At 72.3% G+C, this 23,656-nt stretch carries 17 protein-coding genes; 3 read left to right on the forward strand and 14 right to left on the reverse strand.

Annotated features, from left to right (window positions below; genetic code table 11):
- Positions 1-137: 137 nt before the first annotated feature.
- On the forward strand, positions 138-4,298 hold the full coding sequence (locus WMF45_RS02140) for a PAAR-like domain-containing protein (RefSeq protein WP_437715313.1): 4,161 nt from the start codon (positions 138-140) through the stop codon (positions 4,296-4,298).
- A gap of 30 nt (positions 4,299-4,328) precedes the next feature.
- The gene (locus WMF45_RS02145) at positions 4,329-5,996 is read left to right on the forward strand and encodes a hypothetical protein (RefSeq protein WP_437715314.1); all 1,668 of its coding nucleotides are present in this window, start codon (positions 4,329-4,331) and stop codon (positions 5,994-5,996) included.
- 325 nt (positions 5,997-6,321) lie between these two features.
- Here the strand turns inward: WMF45_RS02145 and WMF45_RS02150 are convergent, their stop codons facing one another.
- The 7 genes from WMF45_RS02150 to WMF45_RS02180 form a co-directional block, all read right to left on the reverse strand.
- Positions 6,322-6,501 (reverse strand): type II toxin-antitoxin system prevent-host-death family antitoxin, encoded by a 180-nt coding sequence (locus WMF45_RS02150; RefSeq protein WP_437715315.1) that lies wholly within the window; start codon positions 6,499-6,501, stop codon positions 6,322-6,324.
- A 59-nt stretch (positions 6,502-6,560) separates the two neighbouring features.
- Positions 6,561-7,550 carry a thiamine-phosphate kinase gene (gene thiL, locus WMF45_RS02155; protein WP_437715316.1) on the reverse strand — a complete coding sequence of 330 codons (990 nt, stop codon included), beginning with the start codon at positions 7,548-7,550 and terminating at the stop codon, positions 6,561-6,563.
- Entirely contained in the window at positions 7,547-9,151 is a 1,605-nt protein-coding gene (locus WMF45_RS02160; protein ID WP_437715317.1) for a sensor histidine kinase, read from the reverse strand. The genes thiL and WMF45_RS02160 overlap by 4 nt, the downstream gene beginning before the upstream one ends.
- Complete coding sequence (locus tag WMF45_RS02165) at positions 9,148-9,876, reverse strand: GTP-binding protein (protein ID WP_012233021.1); 729 nt, start codon at positions 9,874-9,876, stop codon at positions 9,148-9,150. Before WMF45_RS02165 ends, WMF45_RS02160 begins: the two co-directional genes overlap by 4 nt.
- A gap of 108 nt (positions 9,877-9,984) precedes the next feature.
- A complete protein-coding gene (locus WMF45_RS02170) occupies positions 9,985-11,802 on the reverse strand; it encodes a dynamin family protein (protein WP_437715318.1) in 1,818 nt (605 codons plus the stop codon).
- 44 nt (positions 11,803-11,846) lie between these two features.
- Complete coding sequence (locus tag WMF45_RS02175) at positions 11,847-12,740, reverse strand: M48 family metallopeptidase (RefSeq protein WP_012233023.1); 894 nt, start codon at positions 12,738-12,740, stop codon at positions 11,847-11,849.
- A 233-nt stretch (positions 12,741-12,973) separates the two neighbouring features.
- Positions 12,974-14,026 carry a homoserine kinase gene (locus WMF45_RS02180; protein WP_437715319.1) on the reverse strand — a complete coding sequence of 351 codons (1,053 nt, stop codon included), beginning with the start codon at positions 14,024-14,026 and terminating at the stop codon, positions 12,974-12,976.
- A gap of 220 nt (positions 14,027-14,246) precedes the next feature.
- Between WMF45_RS02180 and hflX the strand changes: the two genes are divergently transcribed.
- Positions 14,247-16,115, forward strand: coding sequence for a GTPase HflX (gene hflX, locus WMF45_RS02185; RefSeq protein ID WP_437715320.1), 1,869 nt, complete (start codon positions 14,247-14,249; stop codon positions 16,113-16,115).
- Between the two features lie 47 nt (positions 16,116-16,162).
- On the opposite strand, the gene WMF45_RS02190 is transcribed toward hflX, so the two are convergent.
- The 7 genes from WMF45_RS02190 to hisIE all read right to left on the reverse strand — a co-directional run bounded on the left by WMF45_RS02190 (position 16,163) and on the right by hisIE (position 23,655).
- Positions 16,163-17,107 carry a hypothetical protein gene (locus WMF45_RS02190; protein WP_437715321.1) on the reverse strand — a complete coding sequence of 315 codons (945 nt, stop codon included), beginning with the start codon at positions 17,105-17,107 and terminating at the stop codon, positions 16,163-16,165.
- Positions 17,108-17,117: 10 nt separating this feature from the next.
- Positions 17,118-18,380 (reverse strand): PEGA domain-containing protein, encoded by a 1,263-nt coding sequence (locus WMF45_RS02195; RefSeq protein WP_437715322.1) that lies wholly within the window; start codon positions 18,378-18,380, stop codon positions 17,118-17,120.
- 173 nt (positions 18,381-18,553) lie between these two features.
- Positions 18,554-19,162 carry a precorrin-2 dehydrogenase/sirohydrochlorin ferrochelatase family protein gene (locus WMF45_RS02200; RefSeq protein ID WP_437715323.1) on the reverse strand — a complete coding sequence of 203 codons (609 nt, stop codon included), beginning with the start codon at positions 19,160-19,162 and terminating at the stop codon, positions 18,554-18,556.
- Between the two features lie 107 nt (positions 19,163-19,269).
- Positions 19,270-20,031: a hypothetical protein gene (locus WMF45_RS02205; protein ID WP_437715324.1), complete on the reverse strand. Its 762-nt coding sequence runs from the start codon at positions 20,029-20,031 to the stop codon at positions 19,270-19,272.
- 104 nt (positions 20,032-20,135) lie between these two features.
- Positions 20,136-21,755, reverse strand: coding sequence for a BamA/TamA family outer membrane protein (locus WMF45_RS02210; protein WP_437715325.1), 1,620 nt, complete (start codon positions 21,753-21,755; stop codon positions 20,136-20,138).
- A 51-nt stretch (positions 21,756-21,806) separates the two neighbouring features.
- Positions 21,807-22,709, reverse strand: coding sequence for a hypothetical protein (locus tag WMF45_RS02215; protein ID WP_437715326.1), 903 nt, complete (start codon positions 22,707-22,709; stop codon positions 21,807-21,809).
- Positions 22,710-22,965: 256 nt separating this feature from the next.
- Entirely contained in the window at positions 22,966-23,655 is a 690-nt protein-coding gene (gene hisIE / locus WMF45_RS02220; RefSeq protein ID WP_437715327.1) for a bifunctional phosphoribosyl-AMP cyclohydrolase/phosphoribosyl-ATP diphosphatase HisIE, read from the reverse strand.
- Position 23,656: the final 1 nt, after the last annotated feature.

Genomic DNA, 23,656 nt, shown 5'->3' on the forward strand with positions numbered 1-23,656 from the left:
GCGCGAGCACGAGCGCCGCGGACGCGGTTGAGAGAACGCCGGGCGCGATCGCGAGGTCGGCTGACACGGACCCGCGCGCGTCACGCCGACCTCCGCATTGAGGACGGGGCACCTCCCGTGAGACGCTCGAGAGCGCCATGGCCAAGGTCACCGCCCTTCACATGGACACGATCACGGAGAAGTCGGGCCACCAGATGACCGGCATGGCCGTCAGCGTGTGCCTGACGCCCGCGGCGCCGAGTCCGCTGCCGATCCCCTATCCGACGATGGGCACCGTGGCCGAGGGGATCATCGATCCGTGCATGCGGACCAAGATCGAAGGGGCGAAGATCCTCACGGTCGGCGGCTGCATGAAGGCCTGTCACGGCAACGAGCCAGGCACGCTCAAAGAGGTCGTCAGCCTCAACACGGGAGGACCGTGCTTCCCCTGGCTGGGCGCGCCCAACGTCCTCATCGAGCTCGGCATGGCCGGCATCACGGGCAGCATGGGCCAGATGAACAAGAGCATCACTGTCGGCGCAGGCGCGAGTGCGAGCAACGCCGCGGGCGGGGGCGGCGGGGGCGGCGGGGGCGGCGGGGGCGGCGGCGGTCCGGGCGGCGGCGGCCCTCAGGGCTCAAGCAACGGCGGCGGGGGCGGCGGGGGCAGCAGTCAGGGCGCGGGGCCGCCGAGCCCACCCGCGCCGCCGGCTGCGGACGGCCAGGCGTCTGCGGGGCACCCGGTCGACGTCGTGACAGGGGCCATGTACACGAACCCGGTCGCGGACGTCGAGCTGCCGGGGCCCCTGGTCGTGACGTTGGAGCGAAGCTATTCGACCGCGGCGGTGCGGCACCGCTGCGGCATGGGGTGGGGGTGGTCGCACGATCTCGCCTGGAGCGCCCGGCGCCGCGGCGACGCGCTCGAGCTGACGTCGCCGAGCGGTCGCACCCAGGTGCTCTCCTGGCCCGCGCAGGATCAGGTCCTGCTCCTGCCGTTCGGTGTTCGCGTCGCCGCCGTCGGAGAGGATCTCCTCGTCGAAGACGATGACGGCCTCGTGCGGGTGCTGCGCCGCGCCGGCCCGGAGGAGCGCTTCGCGCTCGTCGAGCTCCGCGACGCGTTCGGCAACAAGGCCACCCTGGAATGGCGAGGCGACGAGCTCACGGGCATCGTCGATGCCGTCGGGCGGCACGCCCGGCTCGAGCGCCAGGGACCCTTCGCCTGGTGGGAGGTGACCGCGACCGACGAGCATGGCACCCCGCACACCCGCCGCGCCGTGACCTACGAGCTCGACGGCGCGGGCGATCTCGTGCGGGTCATCGACGCGGGCGGCGCCGAGATCCGGTACGAGTACGACGAGGAGCACTACCTCATCCGGGAGATCTTGCCCGACGGGCTCGCTTTCCGCTTCAGGTACGAGGCGATCGACGGCGTCAGGCGGTGCGTCGAGACGTGGGGCGAGATCGCCGGCCGCGACGTGCTCGCGGAGCTCGGCGCGCCCTCCCTCCCGGGCGCCCGGGGCATCCACCACGCCCGGCTCTCGTACGACACCGCTCTGCGCAGGACCGTGGTCATCGACGGCGAGGGCGCGACCCACACATACACGGGCAACGCGCTCGGCCTCGTGACCTCCTATGTCGATCCGCGAGGCCACGCGCGCACCTACACGTACGACGCGGTCGGCAGGCTGCTCTCGATCCGCGACGGCGGCGGGCGGACGACGCGGCTGTCGTACAACGCCGCGGGGCACCTCGCGAGCGTCACCGAGCCCGGCGGCGCGACCTGGCGAGACGCGGTCGACGAAGAGGCGCAGGCCATCGTCCGCACGCGGCCCGACGGGAAGAAGACCCGCACCACGTACCGGAGGGGCGTCCCGACCGGGAGCGTCGACTGGCGCGGCCGCGAGCACGCCCTCGAGTGGGACGCGCACGGCCTCGTGCGGGCGTCCACCGGGCCGGACGGCGCCGAGCTCACGTACGACTACGACGCGCACGGCAACCCGCTGCGGGTCGAGACGCCGGCCGGTGACGTCTACGAGTACGTCTTCGATCTGTTCGGGTGCCCCGTCGAGGCGCGCACCCCGAAGGGCGGCGTCTATCGATTCGCGTACGACTCGCGCTTCGGGCTGGTGCGCCTGGAGGAGCCGAACGGCAACGTCCAGGAGCTGGAGATCGACGCCAGCCGCCGCGTCACCGCGCGCTCCGACGCGAGCGGGATCACCAGGTACCGCTATGTCGCCGGCGCGCTCGTCGAGGTGGTGCGCCCGGACGGCAGGCGATTCCGGCTCGGCTACGACGTGCTCCTCCGGCTCCGCTGGATCGAGAACGCCGCGGGCGAGCGCCATGCGCGCGACTACGACGGTTGCGGCAACCTCTCCCGCGAGACCTCGTTCGGCGGCTCGAGCACGGCGTACGAGTACGACGGATCGAACCACCTCGTCCGGACGACCCACGCCGACGGAACGTGGGTGCGCTACGAGCGCGACGGCGCCGGTCGCGTGACGAAGCTCGAGACCTCGGGCGGGCTCGTGGAGGAGCTCCAGTACGACGCGCTCGGCCACCTCACGCGCGCGCGGAACGCGGACGTGATGGTCACGTTCGAGCGCGACGAGGACGGCCGGGTCGTCCGGGAGGTCCAGGAGGCCGCCGGGTTCGCGTTCGCCGTCGCACGCCGCTTCGACGACGCGGGCCGCGTGCTGGAGCGTCGCTATGCGACGGGGTGGTCGGTCGAGGTGCATCGGCGCGAGGAAGATGGCGCGCCGGCGTCGCTCGAGGTCGCCGCCGCCGAGGCGGACGGGCTCGCCTTCGAACGGGACGCGCGCGGCGAGTCGCGGCGGAGGCGGCTCGACGGGACGCGCGCGCTCGTCTGGTCGCGCGACGTCCAGGGCATGCCGGAGAGCGTCGCCATCCTGGATGGGCGGGGTGAGCCCGTCCGGACGCGCGCGTGGACCTGGAGCCGGGTGGGCCCGGTCGCGGCGGTCGAGGACAGCGAGCGCGGCGCGCGCCGGTACGACCTCGACGTCGAGGGCAGGCCGCTCCGCCTCCACGGCCTCGGCGCCGACGAGCAGTTCGCGTACGCGCCCCAGGGGACCCCGGTCCCGTCGCGCGGCCCCGCGTGGTCGATCGGCGGGGACGGCCGTCCCCTGCGCGCGGGCGGCGCCGAGATCCAGTGGGACGCCCGCGGCCGCCTCGCGGGCCGCGCCGGCCAGGGGCCGCTGCAGACCTGGCGCTACCAGTACGACGAGCGCGACCGCCTCGTCGCAGCGGTCCGTGGCGACGGCCTCGCCGTCCGTTACCTCTACGACCCCCTCGGCCGCTGCGTCGCGCAGGCGCACGGCAATGGCGAGAGCACCTGGTTTGGCTGGGATGGCGAGAGCCTCGTCGAGGAGCGCCCGACGAGCGGCCCGTCGATCCAGCGCGTGTTCGACGACGACGGCTTCACGCCGCTCCTCGAGGCGCGCGACGGCAAGGACTGGCGGATGGTCGTGACGGACGCCGCCTCCACGCCGTGGCTTTACCTGCACCGCGACGGGCGCGCGTCGGAGATCGATCTCGGCGCCTTCGGCCGCGTCGCGCGCGCGACGGGCGATCCGGGCGCCCTCCGGTTCGCCGGGCAGCGCGCCGACGCGGTGACCGGCCTGCACTACAACCGCCACCGCTTCTACGACCCGGCGACGCACGTCTTCCTGACCCCCGACCCGCTCGGCCTGCTGGGCGCGCTGCAGGAGATCGGGTTCGTCCCCAACGTCACGATCTTCATCGACCCTTCCGGGCTCACGACGATCGTCGTGGGCGCGCCGGCCGACGCGACCATCCAGCAGCACGTCGCCCTTCTTCAGGCACAGCACCCGGGCGCGCGCGTGCTTCGATACGATCAGCTCACGGCGGGCAGCCTGGCGCGAGAGGATCACGTCATCGTATCGACGCACGGCGCGCCCAACCTGGTGGAGTGGGGCAACGGCTACATCGACGGCCGCCAGCTCGGGCAGCGGCTCACGGCGGCGGGGTTCCGCGGCCAGAAGCGGGGGCGAAAGCGGCGCGTCGAGCTGTCCGCGTGCAACAGCGCGACCCCAGCGGCTGGCAACGGGCCGAGCGTGCTCCAAGCGGTCGCGGACGAGACCCGGGCGATCGCGAGCGGCGCGCGCTCGGCGAACCCGGCCGCGACCTACGCGGGCACCACGTCCGCGGGGCCGGGTGGCCACGCATGGGGACCGGGCATGATGGCGCCGAACTGGACGGGCGGAACGACGCCGTACGTGCATCAGGGCACCTGGGTCGAGGCGCGCCCCGGCCGGCAAGGGGGCCGCGGCCGGCGCCGGCGCTGATCAGCCCGGAGCAAGGAGCGAGACGAGCTCGTGCGTTTCATCAATCCCTATCCTTACGGCCGCCCTCCCCGGAACGAGGACCTCCAGCGCGCGCTCGCGGCGGCGTCCCGGGGCCAGGTGGTCGATGGGGGCGATCGCGTCCTCGTCGAGCTCGACCGGACGGCGCTGCAGGCCCTCGGAGGGGCGCTCGAGATCGACGAGCACAAGGCTTCCTTCGACGAGCGCGGCCGCGCGTCGCACGGGCTGCCGCAACTCGGAATCGTGCTTGCGGCGGAGGGCGGGCCGGTGGGCCGGGTGGACCTGTACCCGGAGAACCGTTCGATCTACTGGCGGGGCCTCGACTGGAAGCAGTGGTGCGGCTGGGCCGAGCTGCGTGACGACCGCGCGCTGCTCGAGTGGCTCGCCGCGCATGGCGTACCGGAGCCGCTCGAGGACGTGACGCGCTGGAGCGGCGAGGAGGGCGAGCGCGCGCGGTGCGAATGGCGCAAGGCGATCCCGCCGAACCTCAAGGGCCCCTGGTGCGCTCCGATCGAGCGCCTCCTGGATCCCTGGCACACCCTGGAGGCGGCAGCGTGGATCGAGCAGGCCGGCGCGAACATGCGCAAGGCCCGAGGGCTCCTGGAATGGTACGGCGCCGGGTCGGGGCCGTTCACGCGCCGGCCCGATTACGAGCTGCTCCCGCGGCGCCTGCTCGGCCGTTTCCTCGGCGAGGATCTCCAGCGCGCGCTCCAGTCCCGTCCGAGCGACCAGGCGCTCGCGGGCGCCGGGCGCCATCTCCTGGACCTCGGGCCGCTCTCCCCAGCCGCCCGCGCCCAGCTCGCGCCGCTCGACAGGAGGCTCCGCGAGGCGATCATCGACGCGGTGCACCGGCTCGCGTCCAGCGAGGACGCGGATCTGCTCCGCGAGCGGCTCTTCCCGGCGCCGTTCGCCCTGCCGGAGCCCACCTCGCTGGTCGGCGCATCGAGCACGCTGCACCTGCGCCGCCCGGTGGCCGCTGGCGACGCGGCGGTATGCGCGGTGGATTTCCAGGACATCGTGCGCCTCGAGAGCGGCGCGCGCACCGTCCTCGGCAAGCTCCTTGGCGATGCCGTCCTTGCGGTCCGGGAGGGCCGGCTGCTCGTGGGCAAGGGCGGCGGCGTGCAGGAGCTCGACGCGCGAGGGAACGTCGTGGCCGTGCACCCCGCCGCGACCCCAGAGCAGGCGGCCGCGGCGCGTGCGATCACCGCAGCCTGGTCCGCGCCGGCCTCGGCGCCGCCCCTGGGCGAGCCGCTCGGCCCCACGCCCGAGGAGCGCGAAGTGTTCGAGGCGCTCGTGCACCTCGGGCTCGGCGCGCCGCCCTCGGCGCGGGTCGTGGGGCGCGATCACCTTGAGGCGGGCGGGCGCGCGATCGTCCGCTGCGGCGTGGCCGGCGCGCCGCCCCGGCGGATCCCGCTGCCCGGGCGCGCCGTGCTGCACGCCTTTTCGGCGTCGCACCTCACGCTCGCGCTCGACGTCGGCGACGCCTGCCGGATCGCGTGGGTAGACGAGGGGAGCGACGCGCTGCGCCTGTCGCCGCCGCTCCGGATCGCCCCGCACGCGCTGCGCTTCCTGCTCGCCATGGGCGACGCTGCGCTGCTCGGCGTCGACCTGGGCGCCGGCGAGGTCGTGCTGCGCATCGGCATCGAGCGCGCCGGCGGCGGACAGCCCGAGCGACCATGAGCGCTCACCTGCCGCAATTAGCTCGCCGCCTGCCCCCGCCGGCCCGGTACCTGATCGCCCGCTGCTGCTGGCTGTGCCCTGCTCCGGGAAGAACTCCAGGCGCGAGCGCTGCGGACGCGGCTGGGCGAATGCCAGGCGCGAGCGCGAGCGCCGCGGACGCGGCTGGGAGAACCCCAGGCGCGAGCGCGAGCGCCGCGGACGCGGCTGGGAGAACGCCAGGCGCGCTCGCGAGCGCCGCGGACGCGGCTGGGAGAACGCCAGGCGCGCTCGCGAGCGCCGCCGATGGAACAGGCGGCGCAGCGCCAGGAGCGAGGCTCGCAAGAAGTCAGAACAGCCGGTCCACCCGGAGCAGCCGCTCCGAGCGGAGCACATGGACGAGGAGGACCGCCGCCGAGCGCCCGTGCTCCGTGATCAGCACCGGCACGTGATCCGCTTGAAGCGGCGCGATGATCTCCGTCGCGTGGCGCTTGATCTCGGTCACCGGCTTGACGGTGGGCGCCTTCATGTATCGCAAAAGTGTCACTTTGCGCGCGCGCGGCAAGTTTGCGCGCGCGCCAAGCGGCGTCACGCGAAGTGGTCGTACCCCCGCGCCACGAGGCTCGTGAGCTGCCCGCCCGGGCCGAGCAACGCCACGTCGCTCGCGCCCTCCTCGCGCGGCACGCAACGGCCGATCACCACGAAACCGGCGAGCTCCCCGACGTCGGGGCCCGCGACCACGACCGCGTAGTCCTCGCCGCCGTAGAGCGCTAGATCCAGCGCGTCCAGGCCGAGCTGCGCGGCGGCGTCGCGGAGGTCGGCGCTCACGAGCGCCGCGGGATCGAGCAGCGCGCGCACGCCGCTCGCGCGCGCGAGGTGCGCCACGTCCGCCGCGAGGCCGTCGGAGACGTCGATCGCCGCGCGGGCGCGCGCCGCCGCGCGGAGGCCCGCGTCGATGCGCGCCACGGGGCGGCGGAACGCGCGGATCGCCTGCTCGGCGGCGGCGCTGGCCGGCGCGATGCCGCGATCGAGCAGCGCAAGACCGGCCGCGGCGAGGCCGACCGGACCCGCCAGCGCGAGCGCGTCGCCGGGCCGCGCGCCGTCGCGCCTGAGCGGCAGAGCCGCGACGCCGAGCGCCGTCGTGGTGATCGAGATCTCGCCGCCCCGCGAGAGATTCCCGCCGATGACCGCCGTGCCGATCTCGTCGCACGCGGCGCGCTGACCCCTCGCCAGCGCGCCGAGCTCGTCGTCGCTCACGCTCGGAGGAAGCACCAGCGCGGCCAGCAGGCCGACAGGGCGCGCCCCCATCGCCGCGAGATCGCTCGCCGCGGCCATCGTCGCGCGGTAGCCGAGATCCTCGAAGCCCAGGAGATCGCGCCGGAAATGGACGCCCTCGACGGCGCTGTCGACCGTCCAGACGAGCGGCTCCGGGGCGCCCGGGAGGGCATCGCCCCGCGGGGCCACGGGCGCGAGGATCGCGGCGTCATCGCCGATGCCGCACAGAACATGATCGCCCGCCGCGCCCCCGAGCACGGCGCGCAGCATGTCGATGCGCTTCCACTCGGAGCGCCCGCTCATTGGAAGATGGGCGGCAGGACGCTGTTCGCCGGCGAGCCGGCGACCGTGGGCAGCTTGACCACGAACACGGTGCCGCGCGGCTCGTTCGGCTCGATGCGCACCGTGCCGCTGTGCGCCTCGACCAGGCGCTTGACGATCGAGAGACCGAGCCCCGTGCCGCCGTGCTCCCGCGTCGAGCTCTGATCGATCTGGTAGAACGGGTCGAATACCTTCAGCCGCTCGGCGGCAGGGATGCCGATGCCCGTGTCCACGACGCGGATCTCGACCGCCTGCTGGAGAGGCGCGACGAGCACCAGCCCGGGGAGGTCGTCCATGTCCTCGCTCACGGCGCGCGCGACGAGCAGCACCTCGCCCCCCGCCTCGGTGAACTTCACCGCGTTCTCGACGAGGTTGATGAACACCTGGCGCAGCCGGTCGCCGTCCCCCAGCACCGGCGGGAGATCGTCCTCGGCCTGGATCCGGAGCTCGACGCCCTTCTTCGAGGCGGCTGGCGCGATGGTCGACGCCGCCTCGACGAGCACCGGGCCGACGGCCACCTCGGTGCGATGCACGATCAACGTGCCGCTCTCCAGCTTCGAGAGGTCCAGGAGGCTCATGATGAGCCCGAGCAGCTGCTCGCTCTTCGACCGGATCGTATCGATGAACTCGCGCTGCTCATCGGTCAGAGGCCCGCCGATGCCCTCGGCGAGCATCTCGCTGTACCCCATGATCGACGTGAGCGGGGTCCGGAGCTCGTGCGACACCGTGGCCAAAAAGTTCGACTTGAGCCGGTCGAGCTCCTTCAGCCGCTCGTACGCCTGCTCCAGCTCGGCGTTCTTCTGCGACAGTTCACGGAAGCTCTCGCGGATCGACGCGACGTGCATCGTCGAGGTGAGGAGCGATTTGTGACCGCTGAACAGGATCAGATCGAGGACCGAGCGGAGGTGGTCCGCGATCGCGCCGAGCCGCTCCGGCCGGAGCCGGGGCATCCGCAGCCACCCCTCCGCCGCAGGCGCGAGATCGAGCTGGGACGCCGCCTCGCTCTGCGCTGCAGAGGGCTGGTCGAGGCCGTCGGGGAGGTAGGGGCCCAGGATCGACCGGCCGATCGCACGCCCGTCATACTCGATCGGGAACACCTGGTAGAGCGCGCCCTCGAAGCAGGGATCCGCGACCTCGCTGCCGGCCGACGCGCCTTGTTTTGCCGTCCGATCCGCGGGCGCCACGCTCGCCCGCCGGCCTTCCTGCTCGCCGGTCAGGCCGCTGAGCGGCGGGAGCGGCGCGAGCGCGCCCGACTCCGCGAGCGTGGCGCCGTTGATCGACTGGATCCGGATCGGCAGGCCAAACAGCTTGTGAAATGACGCCGCCATCTCCCCGAGAGCCTGGCGATCCACGAGATCCTCGAGCGAGAGGGGGCCGATGCCGACCAGGTCGACCACCGGCGCCGCCGCGGGGGGAGGCAGCGTCGAGGGCTCAGGCGCGCTGGACGCGCCGTCGCGCTTCGAGGAGCTGGGCCCGTCCGCGACGCGCGCCGACGGCATCGGCGCGGAGCCCGGCATGCCGAGGAGATCCTCGTCGTCGAGGCCGAAGTCCGCCGGCGTCCCCTTGTGGGCGTCGGGCCTCATGGAACGATCCGGGAGCTCTTCTCGAGGCTGCCGCCCATTCGTCTCGCCAGGAGGTCGTTCACCGAGCTCGTCACCCCGAGCTGGCGCGCCGCGCTGTTCAGGAGCTCCTCGCCGCTGATCGACAGCCGCTTCGAGAGCTGATGCGTCTGATCGAGCGTCTCCCACGTGAGGTGGAGAAGACCCATGAGCGTCTCCACCGTGCCCACCCCGCGGGTCGCGACGGCCTTGTACACCGGCTCCTTGCCCCGCGCGGCGAGGCGCGCCAGCTCCTCGTCGCTCCGGATGTCGGGCAGGTCGCGCTTGTTGAACTGGATGACGAGCGGCATCCTCGCGAGATCGAGGCCGTTCTCTCGCAGGTTCTGGCGGAGGTCGAAGAACGCCTCGGCGTTGCGCTGCGTCTCGGAGATCTGCGAGTCGGCGATCAGCGCGACCCCGTCCGCGCCCTGGAGCACGAGCCTCCGCGTGGCGGCGTGCATGGGCTGGCCGGGCACGGTGAACAGCTTGATGCGGAGCGAGACGTCGCCGTCCTTCGCGCGGAAGGTGAGCGGCAGGAGATCGAAGAACAGCGTGCGATCGTCCTGCGTCTCGAGCGTCATCAGCCGTCCGCGAGCGTCTGACCCGGCGAGGCCATGCAGCGAGACGAGGTTCGTCGTCTTGCCGCTGAGCGCCGGGCCGTAATAGACGAGCTTGATCGTCACTTCACGGGCTGCGAAGTCGAGCTGCACGGCCGCATTCTCGCATGAGCGCCCGACGATTGGATATGGCCACGGCGCAGGGCGGAGGAGGCCGGGCTGAGCCGGACCTCCTCCCTTGTCAGGAGGCGTGCGCCCCGCTCAGGCCGAGCCGCCCGGCGCGTTGGGCACGCTGGACACGGGCGGAGGGATCGGCCTGCTCTCGCCGTTTTCGACGGTCCAGAGCGCGCTCCGCAGCCCCTCCAGGCGCGACGTCAGCGCCTGGAGCGCCTCGGCCTGGGCGTCGCACGCCTTGAGCTGGCTCTCGCTGCTCGGCTCGGCCTGGACCCGCTCCTCGCGCGCCGCCTTGAGGACCTCGATGACCTCCCGGTGCAGCTCCTGGCCGGCCGTGACCACCCACGCGTCGAGCCGGCTCGCGAACTCCTGGATCATCTCGTCGAGCTTCGGCCCGATCCGGGTGGCGGCCTCGCGCAGCGCGGTCGGCGCCATCTCCTTCGCCTTCTTGCGGGTCTCGGCCTCGACCTTCTCCTTCACGTACACGGCCAGGACAGGCGCCGCGAGCGCCAGGATCCCGCCGAGCAGGGCGTTCGTGAACATCACGCCGAGGCCAATGGTGAAGAGCGCGAAGACGCCCACATCGTAGCCGAACGTGTCGACCTCGACGTTCGGCGGCTTCACGTCGCCGCCGAGCGCCTCGCTGACCCGCTTCGCCACGTCGTGCGCGTCCTCGCGCACGAGCGCGATCGTCTTCTCGGCGAGCACCTCCAGCGCCGTGGCGATCTCCTTCGTCTCGGCCTGCGCCCACTCGGCGAACGTGCGCTCCAGGAACGCCCCGAGGTAGACCTTGATCTCGTCGGTGTGGGCCTCGTCGATGATGGCCGGGAGCTGCCGGAGCACGTCGTCGACGAAGCGATCCAGGTCGCGGTGCACCCACGCCCGGATGGCGCTCACCTCCTCGCGGATGCCGGCGCGCCGCTCCTCGATGGTGCGCGACTGGCCGGCCAGATCCTTCTCGATCATCTCGATGCGGCGGCTGAGCTCCTCGCGCGACATCGCGGTCGCCCGCCGCCGCGCGTCCACGCCCTTGCCGAGCAGGCGCGCGGACTCGAGGCCCTCGCCGAGGGCGTTGTCGAGCAGGATGCGCCCGCGCTCCTCGGCGAGGAACCGGGTCAGGTGATCGAGCAGCTCCGGCATCCCGCTGCCGGGCCGATCGCCCTCCAGCGCCCGCTCGCTCGAGATCGGGAAGACCACGGGCGATTTCACGAGCTTCCCGAGCTCGCTCCGGATGTAGGCGAGCGCCTCGACCTCCTCGTCCTGGCTCCAGATGTCGCGCTTCGTCACGACGAACAGGATCTTGTCCCGCGACTGCCCGAGCAGCTTCTCCTGGAGGAAGACCCGCTCGCTCTCCTTGAGCGGCTGGCCTGCGTCGATGAGGAACAACACGGCGTCCGACCGCGGGATGTAGCTGTAGGTGATGTCCGCCCGCTGGAGCGAGAGGTCGTTCACCCCGGGGGTGTCGACGAGGACCACGCGCTCGCGCAGGAGCTCGGCCGGGTACCCCACCTCGAGGAACTTCACCTCGCCGGCGCTCGACGAGCGCTCGCCGCCGACGGTGAAGGCCCGCACGTCCTCGAACGGCAGGCCGGTGCGCTCGCCCGACGCGTAGACCACCTCGGCGCGCGGGTCGGCCGCGTACTCGAGGTGGTGGATCACCGCCGTCGTCGGCGTCACGCCGACCGGGAGGATCGAGGCGCCGAGCAGCGCGTTCACGAACGTCGTCTTGCCGTGGTTGAACTCGCCGACCACGACGAGGTGGAAGCGATCGGCGTCGAGCTTCTTCACGAGATCGTTCGTGATGCGCGTCGCGACGCTCTTGGCGCCGAGGGCCTCGGCGAACGTCACGAGATCCCTGAGCGCCCCGGTCACGTCGTCTTTGCGGCTGTGGAAGGATTCGAGCATGTGCGTCTACCTCGGCCTTGCGGCTTGCCAGGAGCGGGAGCCCCTCAGCCCCAGATCTTGATGACTTCGTGCACCTTCTCGTCGACCTCCTCCATGGAGAGGCCGCCCGCGCCGAGCCCGGCGTGGCGCTTGTAGAGCTCGCTCTCGGCGAAGGCCCGGAGCGCGAGGACGCGCTTCGGCAGCCACGGGTGGCTGGCCGTGAACTCGGCGAACCTGCCGACACCGCCCTTGCCCTCTTCGTGCTGGGCGATGAACGCCTCGAGGTTGAGCTCCTCGTACAGCTTGGTCGAGCCGAGCGCGAGCTTGGTGAGCGCGCGCGTCGAGACGTCGAGGCTCTTCGCGCAGAGCAGGCCGGCGCGGTCGCAGGTGACCTCGGCCCGGCGCGACCAGCCGGAGAGCGCGAGCATCGCCGGGCCGACGATCCACTTCACGAAGACCGACGCCATCCGCGTCAGGTAGTGCATGGCGGTCAGGTAGACCACGTGGCTGTTGTGGATGTGGCCGCACTCATGGCCGATGACGCTGAGCAGCTCGTCGTCGGTGAAATGATCGACCAGCGCCGAGTGCACCATGATGAACGAGTCGTCGTTCGTCCCGTAGGTGGCCGCGTTGAGGGTGGGGCTGTTGACGATGTAGATCGTCGGGGTCGCGATCCCGAGCGTCTCGGCGCAGTGGACCGCGAGGTTGTGGACACGCGGGAACTGCGCGGGGCCGACCTTGACGGCGTGGCCGAGCAGCTCGTTCTTGCCGACCGTCTTGAACAGCCTGACGGCGGCGGTCACGGCGAGCTCGACCGGACGCATCTTCTCGAAGGCGAGCCGCGTGTTCTTGTCGGACACGTAGGCATACGCGTTGCCCGCGCCGTCCCCGCCGCCCGCGCGCTGGCCCTTCCGTCTCTCGATGAAGCCCTTGAAATCGAGCGTTCCGACCTGTGCCATTCGGCGAAGGTAACGGCCTAGCCGTGACCGCGCAACGCCGCCATCGCCAGGCGCAGCGAAGTTAACGCAAAATCACAGACGACCTCCGCTCACATCTGAATCGGACCTGAATCAGACCTGAATCAGACGGTGAAGACGACGAAGGCGCCGAGCAGACGGCAAGCAGACGGTGATCAGACAGCGGAAGACGTCAGGCGCGGGCCCGATGTGGACCGGGCGCGAGTCGACGCGGATCAGACGCCGAGCAGCGCGAGGAGCCCCTCCGGGCCGAGGCGCTCGAGCGTCCGCTGCCGCGCAAGGAAGCGCCGGAAGTCCTTGTAGACACCGCTGCCCTTCGGGCGGAGCTCGAAATCGGTGATGCGCGTGATGGAGAACCTCAGCGCCGCGATCACGCTCTCGTGGAACAAACGGTCGCGCTCCTCGGTTGAGAGCGGCCGCACCGCCGTGTAGCCGGCGGCGAGCGCGGACACGAGATCCGGGTCGAGATCGTCGCCGAAGCACCACGCGAGCATCGTGACGGCGAGGTCGAACGCGGCGCTCCCGCGCGAGGCGCTCTCGAAGTCGAGCAGCGCCGAGATCTCGCCGGCCTCCCAGAGCACGTTGTCGCGGAAGAGGTCGCCATGGATCAGCGTCTGGGGGCCGGGTGTCCGCGGCGCCGCGGCGCGGATCCGTTCGAGCCGACCGGTGAGCTCGTCGACGGCGGCGGCCACGTCGGGCGGGAGGGCCGGCGCGGGAGCCGTCGACCTCGCGCCCGCAGGGGAACGGAGCCCCCGGAGCCGCTGGTCGAGGCCGTCGAGGTCGAACCGGCTGGCGTTCGCCCCCTCGAACGAGGCGCCGACGAGGTGCACCCGCGCCAGGGCCGCGCCGACGCGGCGGGTCGCGTCCGGCGTGACGCGCGCCTGGCAGAGCGACGCTCCCCCGACCCACGGGAACAGCGCGACAGGCTTTCCAGCGTGCTCCGCGATGAACGCCGCGCCCTCCGACGCGGCGCCCTCCGACACGGACGCCGCGTCGGAGGGCGCCGCGTCGCGGCGCCGGAGCGGCTGCGGGGTGGCGACGCCCCCGGCCGCGAGGTGCTCGAGCATGCGCGCTTCGCGTGACGCCGCGCCCAGCTGCTGCTCCTCGTAGACCCGCAGGAACACCTGTCCGCGGCCGTCGGCGAGCGTCAACGCGAAGTTGGAGTTGACGCTCCCGGCGAGCAGGCCGCGCACGTCGGCGATCTCCAGGCCGTAGAGCGCGCCGATGCGGCGGGCATCCGCGAGCGAGAGGGGGGTCAGGATGGCCATCGCGGCGCAGGGTAGCCTCGTCTCGCGCGCGGCCTCCACAGGAACCTGGAGGAGCGCGCCGAGCGGGAGGCGAGGAGGGACGGGGAGGCAACGGAAGGGGGACGAGCGATGAGAAAATGCGCGCTCCGCACGAAGATCCGCGGTGCCCCCGGTCGCGGACCGGCCCTGCGTGCGTTATGAAATCGAGTGAGCGGGAGCGACATCCCCCTTCGACTATCGAATGCCCACCCTCTACGGAAACACCACCGGACTCAGCCCCCAGGCCACCAAGACCCTCGAGCGCATCTACCGCCGCAAGGTCCCGCTCGCCAGCATCGCCACGCCCGAGCTCATCAAGGCGCTCGCCGAGGCGTCGCATGAGACGGGGCGCCAGGTCGGCGCGCTGGTGCACCGCTCGGGCGAGATCGACTACGTCATCGTCGGCGACGCGACCCGGCTGATGCTGCCGGACATCGGGCGCCTCCGCGCCGCGCAGGGCCGCTTCAGGGCGCTCCGGCTCGTCCACACGCACCTCTTCAACGAGCCGCTCACCCGGGACGATCTCGTGGATCTCGTCCGTCTCCGGCTCGACCTTGTCGCGGCCGTGCAGCTCACCCCGCAGGGCGAGCCGCGGACCCTCCAGTACGCGTACAACGTCCCGGTCCACGGGAAGGAAGCGGTCACGGTGACCGTGGACGAGGCCGAGGGGCGCGGCGACAGCCGCGGGGAGGCGGCGCTGCCGTATCGGACCGTGGGCCCGGTCGCGATCGGCCGCGCCGACGTCGATTTCGGCGCGCTCATCCAGGCGCTCGAGGACGAGTTCACGAAGCGGTCGCGCACGCGGTCGGTCGCGGCGAAGGACGGCCGCGCGATCCTCGTCCACGTCGCCGAGAAATCCAAGGTGGGGGCGCTCGCCCGGGCCGAGGAGAGCCTGCGCGAGCTGACCGAGCTCGCCGGCACCGCGGGCGTCGATGTCGCGGACACGGTCCTCCAGCTGCGCGATCGGCTCGACCCGCGGCTCGTGCTCGGCAAGGGCAAGCTGGACGAGGTCGTGCTGCGCGCCTCCGAGCTCGACGCGGAGACGCTGGTCTTCGACCGGGATCTGACCCCCTCCCAGGCCTCGGCGATCGCGAAGCATACGGATCTCAAGGTGCTCGACCGGACGCAGCTCATCCTCGACATCTTCGCCCAGCGGGCCGAGTCGTCGGACGGCAAGCTCCAGGTCGAGCTGGCCCAGCTGAAGTACACGCTCCCTCGCCTCGGGCAGAAGGACGACTCCCTGTCTCGCCTGACGGGCGGCATCGGCGGGCGCGGTCCGGGCGAGACGAAGCTCGAGATCGGGCGCCGCCGCGCGAAGGAGCGCGTCAGCTTCCTGGAGGCGCAGCTGAAGCGGCTCTCCCGCCAGCGCGAGCAGCGCCGCCGCCGCCGCGCCCGGCTCGGCGTGCCGGTGGTCTCGATCGTCGGCTACACGAACGCCGGCAAGAGCACGCTGCTGAACACGCTGACCGGCGCCGACGTGCTCGCCGAGAACAAGCTGTTCGCGACCCTCGACACCCGCTCGAGGCGGCTCCGCTTCCCCGAGGAGCGCGAGGTGGTGATCACCGACACCGTCGGCTTCATCCGGGAGCTGCCGAAGGACCTGTTCGCCGCCTTCCGGGCGACGTTCGAGGAGGCCGCCGACGCCGACCTCCTGCTCCACGTCGTGGACGTGAGCGATCCCGCGCGCGACCAGCACATCGAGACGACCGAGGCGCTGCTGACCGAGCTCGATCTCATCGGCATCCCCCGCATCGTGGTGTTCAACAAGGCGGACCTGATCGCCCCGGCGGAGGGGCGTCGGCTGCTCCTCGGGCACCCGGATGCGGTGGTCCTGTCCGCCACGGACCGGGAGACGACGCGGGAGCTGCTCGCGAAGCTCGCGGAGCGGCTCAAGAGCCGCTGGGAAGAGGCCGCGATGGTGCCTTCCTACGAGGCGGAAGCCGCGGAGGACGAGCTCGGGGACGGCGGGCTGTTCGAGGGGGAAGCCGAGTCGATGACGGTGCTGGGCCCGCCTTCGAGCTCCGGGGCGGGAGAGCTCAGCGCGCGTGTGAGAGGGACGTTCGAGGCGTGAGCTCCGCCGGGCTCCCTCTGGGGAGCCCGGCGGACGCCGGGGAGAGCTCACGGCATCGGGATCTCGCCGCACGTGAAGACGACGGGGGCGCACTTGTCGCTCGCGCACTGCTCGTTCGTCGTGCAGTCCTCGCCAGCGGCCAGCTTGCAAGCGCCCTTGCCGTCGCAGACGTTGGCCTCGCTGCAATCCGCCCCGTCCTCGGTGCCGAGCGGGACGTTCGAGCACGTGCCCTCCAGATCCTTCACATTGCAGGCCATGCACGCCGTGTCGCAGGCGGTGTCGCAGCAGACGCCGTCGACACAGAGCCCGGTGGCGCACTCGCTCTCGGCGTCGCACTCCACGCCGTTCGCCGGCTTGCACTCGCCCGCGGCGTCGCACGCCTGGCCCTCGTCGCAGCCCAGGCCCTCCGCGCCGGCCGCGGCCAGCACGCAGGCGCCGTCCGCGCACTCGTGGCACTTCGCGCAATGCGTGTCCTCCATGCACTCGGTGAAGCAGGCGTCGGTCGCCTCATTGCAGGCGAACTCCTCGCACGCTTTCTCCTCGCCGGGCCCGCACTCCTCGTTCTCCCCGTCGCAGGTGCCGCGGCTCGTCGCGACGCCCTCGGAGCACGTCGGCTCGCCGCACTCGGTCTCGGCCTTCGAGGGGCCGCACTCGCCGTCGTCGCCCGACGCCTTGAGCGCGGCCGTGCAGGCGTCGCACTCCGCGTCGCAGGCCTTGTCGCAGCAGACGGCGTCGGCGCAGAAGCCGCTCGCGCAGTCCGTGGCTGCGGTGCACGCCTTGGCGGCGTCGCACTTCGGACAGATGGAACCGCCGCAGTCGACGTCGGTCTCTTCGTTGTTCTTCGTTTTGTCAGAACATCCGTCGTCGAGGACTTCCTCGTCCCCCGGGATGCGCGAGCGATCGACCGAGGCGATGAGCTCGCAGCCCATCCCGAGAGTCGAGAGCGCGCCAGCGCAGAGCGCCATCGCGAGAAGATGCTGTTTCTTCCACATAGTAGTCCCCTTAGAAGGTAAACCGCGCGGCGGCGCCGCCGCCTGTCGGGCTGACGAACGGAGTGACGAACGCCTTCTTCGTCACGCTCGACGCAGCGGCCTTCGCCTGGGCCGGGTCGTCGCTGAGGAGCAGGACCGCGCCGGTGACGCCGAACGTGAGCGCCACCGCGAAGGACATGTCCGCGATGAGCGCGAAGCGATCGACCTTGTCCGCGGTCTTGGTCGTCGGGGCGTCATCGAAGTCGCTCTTCGCGCCGAGCGCCTGGATGCCGAAGATCGTCCCGACCACCACACCGGCGCCGGCGAGCCCGAGGGTGACGTAGGCCGGCACCGGAGAGCGCGGCTCGATCGGCGCTGCCGGCGGCGGCGGCTGCGCGGGCGGCACGTCGGCGGGCGGCGGCTGCGCGGGGGGCTGGGCCGGCGTCGCAGCGACCGGCGCCGGCGCCTGCGGCGTCAGCGTGACGTTGACCTCGCGCGCCTCGGCGAAGGTGACCTCGAGCTCCTGGCTCGCGTCGGCGAACCCCTCGGCGGAGACGGTGAGGGTGTGCTTGCCGGGCGGGACCGAGAGCTCCTTGCCGGTCTGGCCCACGCCGTCGACCGCGACCTTGAGGCCAGGCGGCGCCTCCGGGACGGTCGCGACCTTCACCTTCGCCGGCGTCTTCTTCAGGGCCTCGACGCGCGCCTGACCCTCGGCGATCTTCTCCTTGAACTTCTCGGCGTCCGGCTTCGAATCGAGGAACGCCTGCCAGGCCGCGACGGCCTCGGTGACGAGGCCCTGCTTGTCGAGCGAGAGGGCGAGCTTGTACTTCGGTGCGGCGCCGGGCACGTACTCGTCCGCCTGGCGGTACAGGTCGGCCGCGACGGTGTACTCGCCCTTGTCGAACCTGGCCTCGGCCTCCTTGTAGAGCTTCTTCGCCTCGTCCTTCTTCTGCTTCTCGGTCAGCGCCTTCTTCGGCTTGGTGGTGGTCACCTTCGTCGCGGGCTCACCGGCCTTCGCGGGAGCCGCGGCGGGCGTCCCGGCCGCGGGCGGCGTCGCGCCGGCCGCGGGAGGCGTCGCGCCGGCCGCGTGCGGCGTCGCAGCGGGGGTGGGCGCCTGCGCCGCGGATGCGGCTGGCTTTGCAGGAGCCGCCGCGGCGGCCGGCTTGCCTGCCGGGGGCGCAGCCGGCTTGGCATCCGTCTGCGCAGATGCCGGACTGACGCTCGTCAGCGTCAGGAGCCCAGAGACCATCGCCGCCGAGGTCAACATCGTCAGCCGGCCCGATCGTGAACGCATACCGTAAGCCCTCCTCCGCGGATAGTGTCGCGTGGGCGCCCACTTAAGCCTTGAAGGCCGCTCTACACAAGGGGTTTCGCGTTCATCCGGGGGTGCGCGCGCTCTGCCGACGGCCGCGCCGAGGCTCGCGCCCCCGCCGCGCCCCCGCCGCTCCGGCGCGGCCTCTTCGGACATCAAGGCTCGTCGCCGCGCTCCAGCCATTCAGGGAACCGAAGCCTCGCCTCCAGCCCGAAGCCCAGGGTCGCCCGGCGCATGCGCGCGGCCCGCTCGGGGCCCCGAGGGAGGCTCTCGCGGAGCCTGCGCAGCGCCTCGATGTAGCGGGCGAACCGAGGATCCGAGAAGAGGGCGCTGAGGTCCTCCCGGATGCGCCGTATCGTTCCAGGGCTGACGCCATGGCTGCTGAAGCTCATCGTCAGTCCGGAGGCAGAGACCACCGAAGGATTGGCGAAGTTCGACGCCTCCGGGCGATCCAGCGTGCAGACGAGGCGTCCGGCGCCCGCGAGCTCCCGGTGGAGGCGCCGGGAGAGCGCCTCGTCGCCCGGCACGAGGAACACGATCGCCGCCCCGGCGAGGTCGCCCTCCAGGAATGCTCGCCGGTGCAGATCGAGCCGCCCCTCCCGGCTGGCTTGCTCGATGGACCCGTCGACCTGCCCTGGAGCGACGACGGAGACGCGAGCGCCCGCCGAGAGGAGGCGCTCGACCGTGTACGGCGCGTCGCCGTCCGCGCCGATGACGAGCGCCCGCTGGCCGTTGAGATCGAGCGCGATGGGAAAGAGACGCATGGGAATGGAGCCGACACGAACAGCGCGTCCGCGCGACGAGTGTAGACCGATGCGCCGCCCGGCGGGCGAGGGGCGTGACGTCGGGCGAGGCCCGCCGTGAGTGTGGCTCAGCGGCCGGGAGACCTCTGGGGAGGAGGAGGCGGGCTGGGCGGTGGCACCGGCGGTAAAAAGGGCTGCGTGCGGAAGGCGAGCATCCGGTCGGCGTTGCCGATGCGCGTCACGAACAGGCCGACGAAGGAGCCGAACAGCGAGTCGCCCGGCCCGATCGCCGTCGAGCCGGGCGGCCGGGTCACCCACCGTTTGATGCGATCGAGCATCTCGGCGCTCATGGGGTTCACCTCGACCAGCACGGCGACGAAGTAGCGGCTGCCGTCGCGGACGAGCGATCGCTCCACGAGCGGCAGCCGCCGGGCCTCGGCGCAGTTGCGGAGCACGCCCTCGACGTTGATCGCGACCGTGCTCGACTGACCTCCGGCCTGGATCAGCTGGATCCGGAACACCTCATCCCAGAGGTCATAGACGATCCGGCAGCTCTTGGCGGCGAGCGCGACAGGGTTGCCTCCGCTCTCGTGGAAGAGGTAGCCGCGCATCGTGATGACGGTGGGGAGCCCGCTGAGCAGCTTCTTCGAGATCTCGCCGTCGACGACGTCGCGGAAGCTCACGGTCAGCTGCACGATCGTCTTGTCGAGCGTCAAGCTCGCCACCCGGGTGGGCAGCGCGGCCGGCGCGCTGAGCGCCTGCTGCGCGTCCGCGTCGGCGATCTCCTTGGGCCCCGTCCCCTCCTGGGCCATCGACCAGCTCGCTCGGAGGGCGAACGTCGCGAGCAGCGCGATCCCGAGCCAGCGCGCCGCTCCGCGGCCGAGCGCCACGAGCGCTCGCCGCGCCTCTCGGAGGTGCCAGGCACGGCGGCCACCGCCCGCGCGCCGCGCATCGCGCGTCGCGCGCTTCGGTCCGCGATGTGCGTGGAAGCAGATCATTTCCGCTCACCGCGCCGCGCCGGGATCAGCCCGAGCAGGTTCGAGAACGCGAGCGTCACCCCGCCGACCGCCGTGTCGACCCGCAGACCGAGGTTGTAGGTGACGTCCACGGGCACGCGGGCGAAGCCCTCGTATCCGGTCGGCGCATCGGTGAACTCGCGGCGCGTCGCGAGGCCGTACAGGCCCGCGGCGCCGAAGAGATCGACGCCGTAGATCGAGCCGCGGCCGGCGTAGACCGGGATCCGGTACTCCGCCTCCAGCTTCGCGGCGAAGTCTCCGTACCGGACCTCGATGATGTCCGTGCTGAGGAAGTTCGGCGGTTGCCTCCGATCGGGCGCGAGATCGAGCAGCCGATCGGGCAGGAGGTCGGTGAGATCGCCGACGTAGAATTTCTCGAAGAAAGGCGCGTCCCCGGCTATCGCGCCGGCGAACGCCTCGACGCGGAGCACGTGCCGCAGCGGCAGGCGGAACCAGCGCTGCGCGCCGAACTCGAACTTCTGGTAGCCGTAGTCGCTGCCGAACGGCGGTACGCCCACCGTGACCGAGACAGACGCGAGCGTGCCCTGCGTCGCAAGGAAGGGCGCGTCGCGCGTGTCGTGATCGATCGCGGCGTGCAGCGACGAGAGCACCGTCTTGCCGCCCAGGATGTCGAATTCGATGGGCTCGCGGCTGTTGCCGCGCATGTGCGAGGCGACCGTGGGCACGGTCGCGTCGATCTGCTCCAGGTGGTAGTCGAGCGACAGCCGCGAGGAGGAGGAGACGTCGTGACCTGTGCCGAGCGTCGCGCCGAACCGCTTGTAGGCGACGACGGCGTAGCCCGTGACCTCGCGCTGCTCGAGCAACGGGGACTCGAAGACGACGTCCCGGTTGCCGAAGAAGTCACGGGCGTCGTTGTAGAGCACCGTCACCGTGGCCGACCAGCGGGTCCCCACGAACGCGGGGTCGACGAAGCGGGTCCTCAGCGCGAGCTGGTCGGCCGCGAGCCCGACGCCGGCGCCGAGCGTGATCCCCGTGCCGGCGAGGTTGGTCTCGGCGACCTGCACGCCGGTGAACGCGGAGAGCGGCCTCGCGTTGCCCGCGGTGTCCTCGTCGGCCGCGATGCCGAGCCAGAGGTCCTGCACGACGAACGTGTTGCGCTCGACGACGTCGATCACGAGCGTCGCGCTCCCGCGCTCGACCCCCTTGCGGAGCGAGAACCCGACCGAGGCGAAGAACCCGGTCCCGAGGAGGCGGTAGCGCGTGAGCTCGATCTCCGGATCCTCGACGTCGAGCAGGTCCCCCGCGCGGAACCTGACGTAGCGGAGGATCACGCGCGCGGCGGTCCGCACGTTGCCTCGGATCTCGATGCCGTCGAGGGTGTAGCGGACGCGATGCCTCTCCTGGAGCGCCGCGCCGGGCGACAGCGCTGCCGCGTGGGAGGGCGCAGCAGCGTGCGGCGCTCGCTCCTGTGCCGTCGCCTCTGCGTCGGCGGCGGCCACCGCGCCTTGCCCGAGCGCGCGCCTCGGGCACGTCCCCAGGAGCAACGCGCACCAGAGCGCGAGGTGGGCGCGGCCGAGCGCAGGGGGCAGGGGGATGGCCCGGGAGCGTGAAGAGCTCCGGAATCGAGGTGGATTCACGGGATTCCTGCAACGCCGCCGAAGCCTACCGAGGCGTCGGCGACGCGCCCTTCAGCAGCGCACCCTAGCACGATCGATCGCCTCGCCGGAGGAATCGGCCGCGTCGAGATCGACCCCCGCCGCGGCGTCCTCGGCGACGGCGTCGGAGGGGACAGGGGGCGACGGCGCCCTGCATCGGATCTGCGTCGCGGCGTTCACGCGCTGTGGCCAACGTGCATCGCGGGGCGTCGGGGCGGGCTCGGTGTGCTCTGCCAGCACGAGCAGGTCCAGCCGGGCGGGCGTCGGCTCGATCAGGTGATCGGCCGCGGCGAGCAGCAGCGCCCGGACCTCGGTCCGGACGCTGGCCTCGCGCGCCCAGCGCGCGCCGACGCTCGCGGCGATGGCGCGGGCGAGGAGGAGCTCCGCGCGGCCGCGCACGTCCGCGGGGATCCAGTCGGCGACGAGCGGATCCGCGAGCATGGATAGCGTCTTGCGCAGCGCGGTGACGCGGCGAGGGCCGAACCTATCCGGCGCGCGCTCCGCGTGGCGCGCGAGGCGCCCTGCCCTGCGGAGCGCGCGCCTCGCCGCCCTGCCGACCACTGCGCCGTGCACGGTGAGCCGTTCGCGAGGCGCGTCGATGGCGCGCAGCACCGCGGCCAGCGAGACCCCGCCCGCGATCACGAGCGCGACCGTCACCGCCGTGGCCTCGAGGCCGTGCAGCTGAAAGCCGCCGGTCGCCGCGACGAAGGCGCAGGCCGACGCCAGCAAGAGCCCCAGGGAGCCCAGCGCGCCTGCGGTGTGCGAGCGGCCGCGCCAGGAGCCGCCTTCGCCGTGGAGGGTCCGCGCGTAGCCGTCCGGCGCGATGAGCCGTCCTCCGCTCGGGATGAGGCCCACCATCGCTCGCCGTGCCGCGCGCCCGAGGCCGACCTCCAGCGGGCCGAGCTCGATGCCGGGCGGCTCACGGAACGGGCTCACCCATCCAGAATAGCCCATCCGCCGCCCTCACGGAGGGCGGGGGCCGGCGCGCAGCTGCGGCGGCGAAGCCTCGCCGCCTGCCGCCTCGCTCTTGCGGGCGCCGCCGCCATCGGGGTGATCCTGATCGGCAGCCCCGGTTGCGGTGACGGGGCTTCGTCCGTCTACAACGGGCTCCGTGGTTGCTGACAGCGCAGCGCCGCGCGGCGCATCACGAAGAGTGAGCCGCCGCCACATCGAGGCAGCGGCGCGCGGCGCATCACGGCTTCCCCGGGCTGACCTTCTGTGCCCGCGATGCCTTCTCGACGAGGCCGCTCGTGCCCATGCGTGACGCGAGCGCCGAGAGCACCGCGCGCAGCGGGACGCCGCGCGACACGAGGCCGACCAGCAGGTGGTAGATGACGTCCGCCGCTTCGGACGCGACGCGCTCGTCGCTCTCCCCGGCGATCGCCTGGGCCAGCTCGCCGGCCTCCTCGCGGAGCTTTGCGCCGATGAGCGGCGCGCCTCCGTCGAGCAGCTTCCGGGTGTAGCTCTTCGTCGCCGGCGACGCCTTGCGCGCCTCGAGCTCGCGCTCGAGGGACTCGAGCAGCGCGGACGCGTCCTGCCCCTCGTCGGCGGCCTCGGGCTCTCCGTCCCCGCGTGCATCGACCTGCCGGAAGAAGCAGCTCGCGCTCCCCGTGTGGCACGTCGGGCCGCGGGGCTCCGCGAGGATCAGGAGCGCATCCCCGTCGCAGTCGGCGTGAACGCTCGTCACCGCGAGCGTGTTGCCGCTCGTCGCCCCCTTCTCCCAGAGCTCGCCGCGCGATCGGCTGAAGAAGGTGGCGCGCCCCGTCTCGAGCGTCCTGGCGAGCGACTCCCGCGTCATGTACGCGAGCATCCGGACCTGCCCGGTCAGCCGATCCTGCACGACGGCCGGTACGAGCTTGCCCTCTCCGAATGCGATCTTCACG

It is taken from the genome of Sorangium sp. So ce448 (genome assembly GCF_051520915.1).
Lineage (GTDB): Bacteria > Myxococcota_A > Polyangia > Polyangiales > Polyangiaceae > Sorangium > Sorangium cellulosum_B.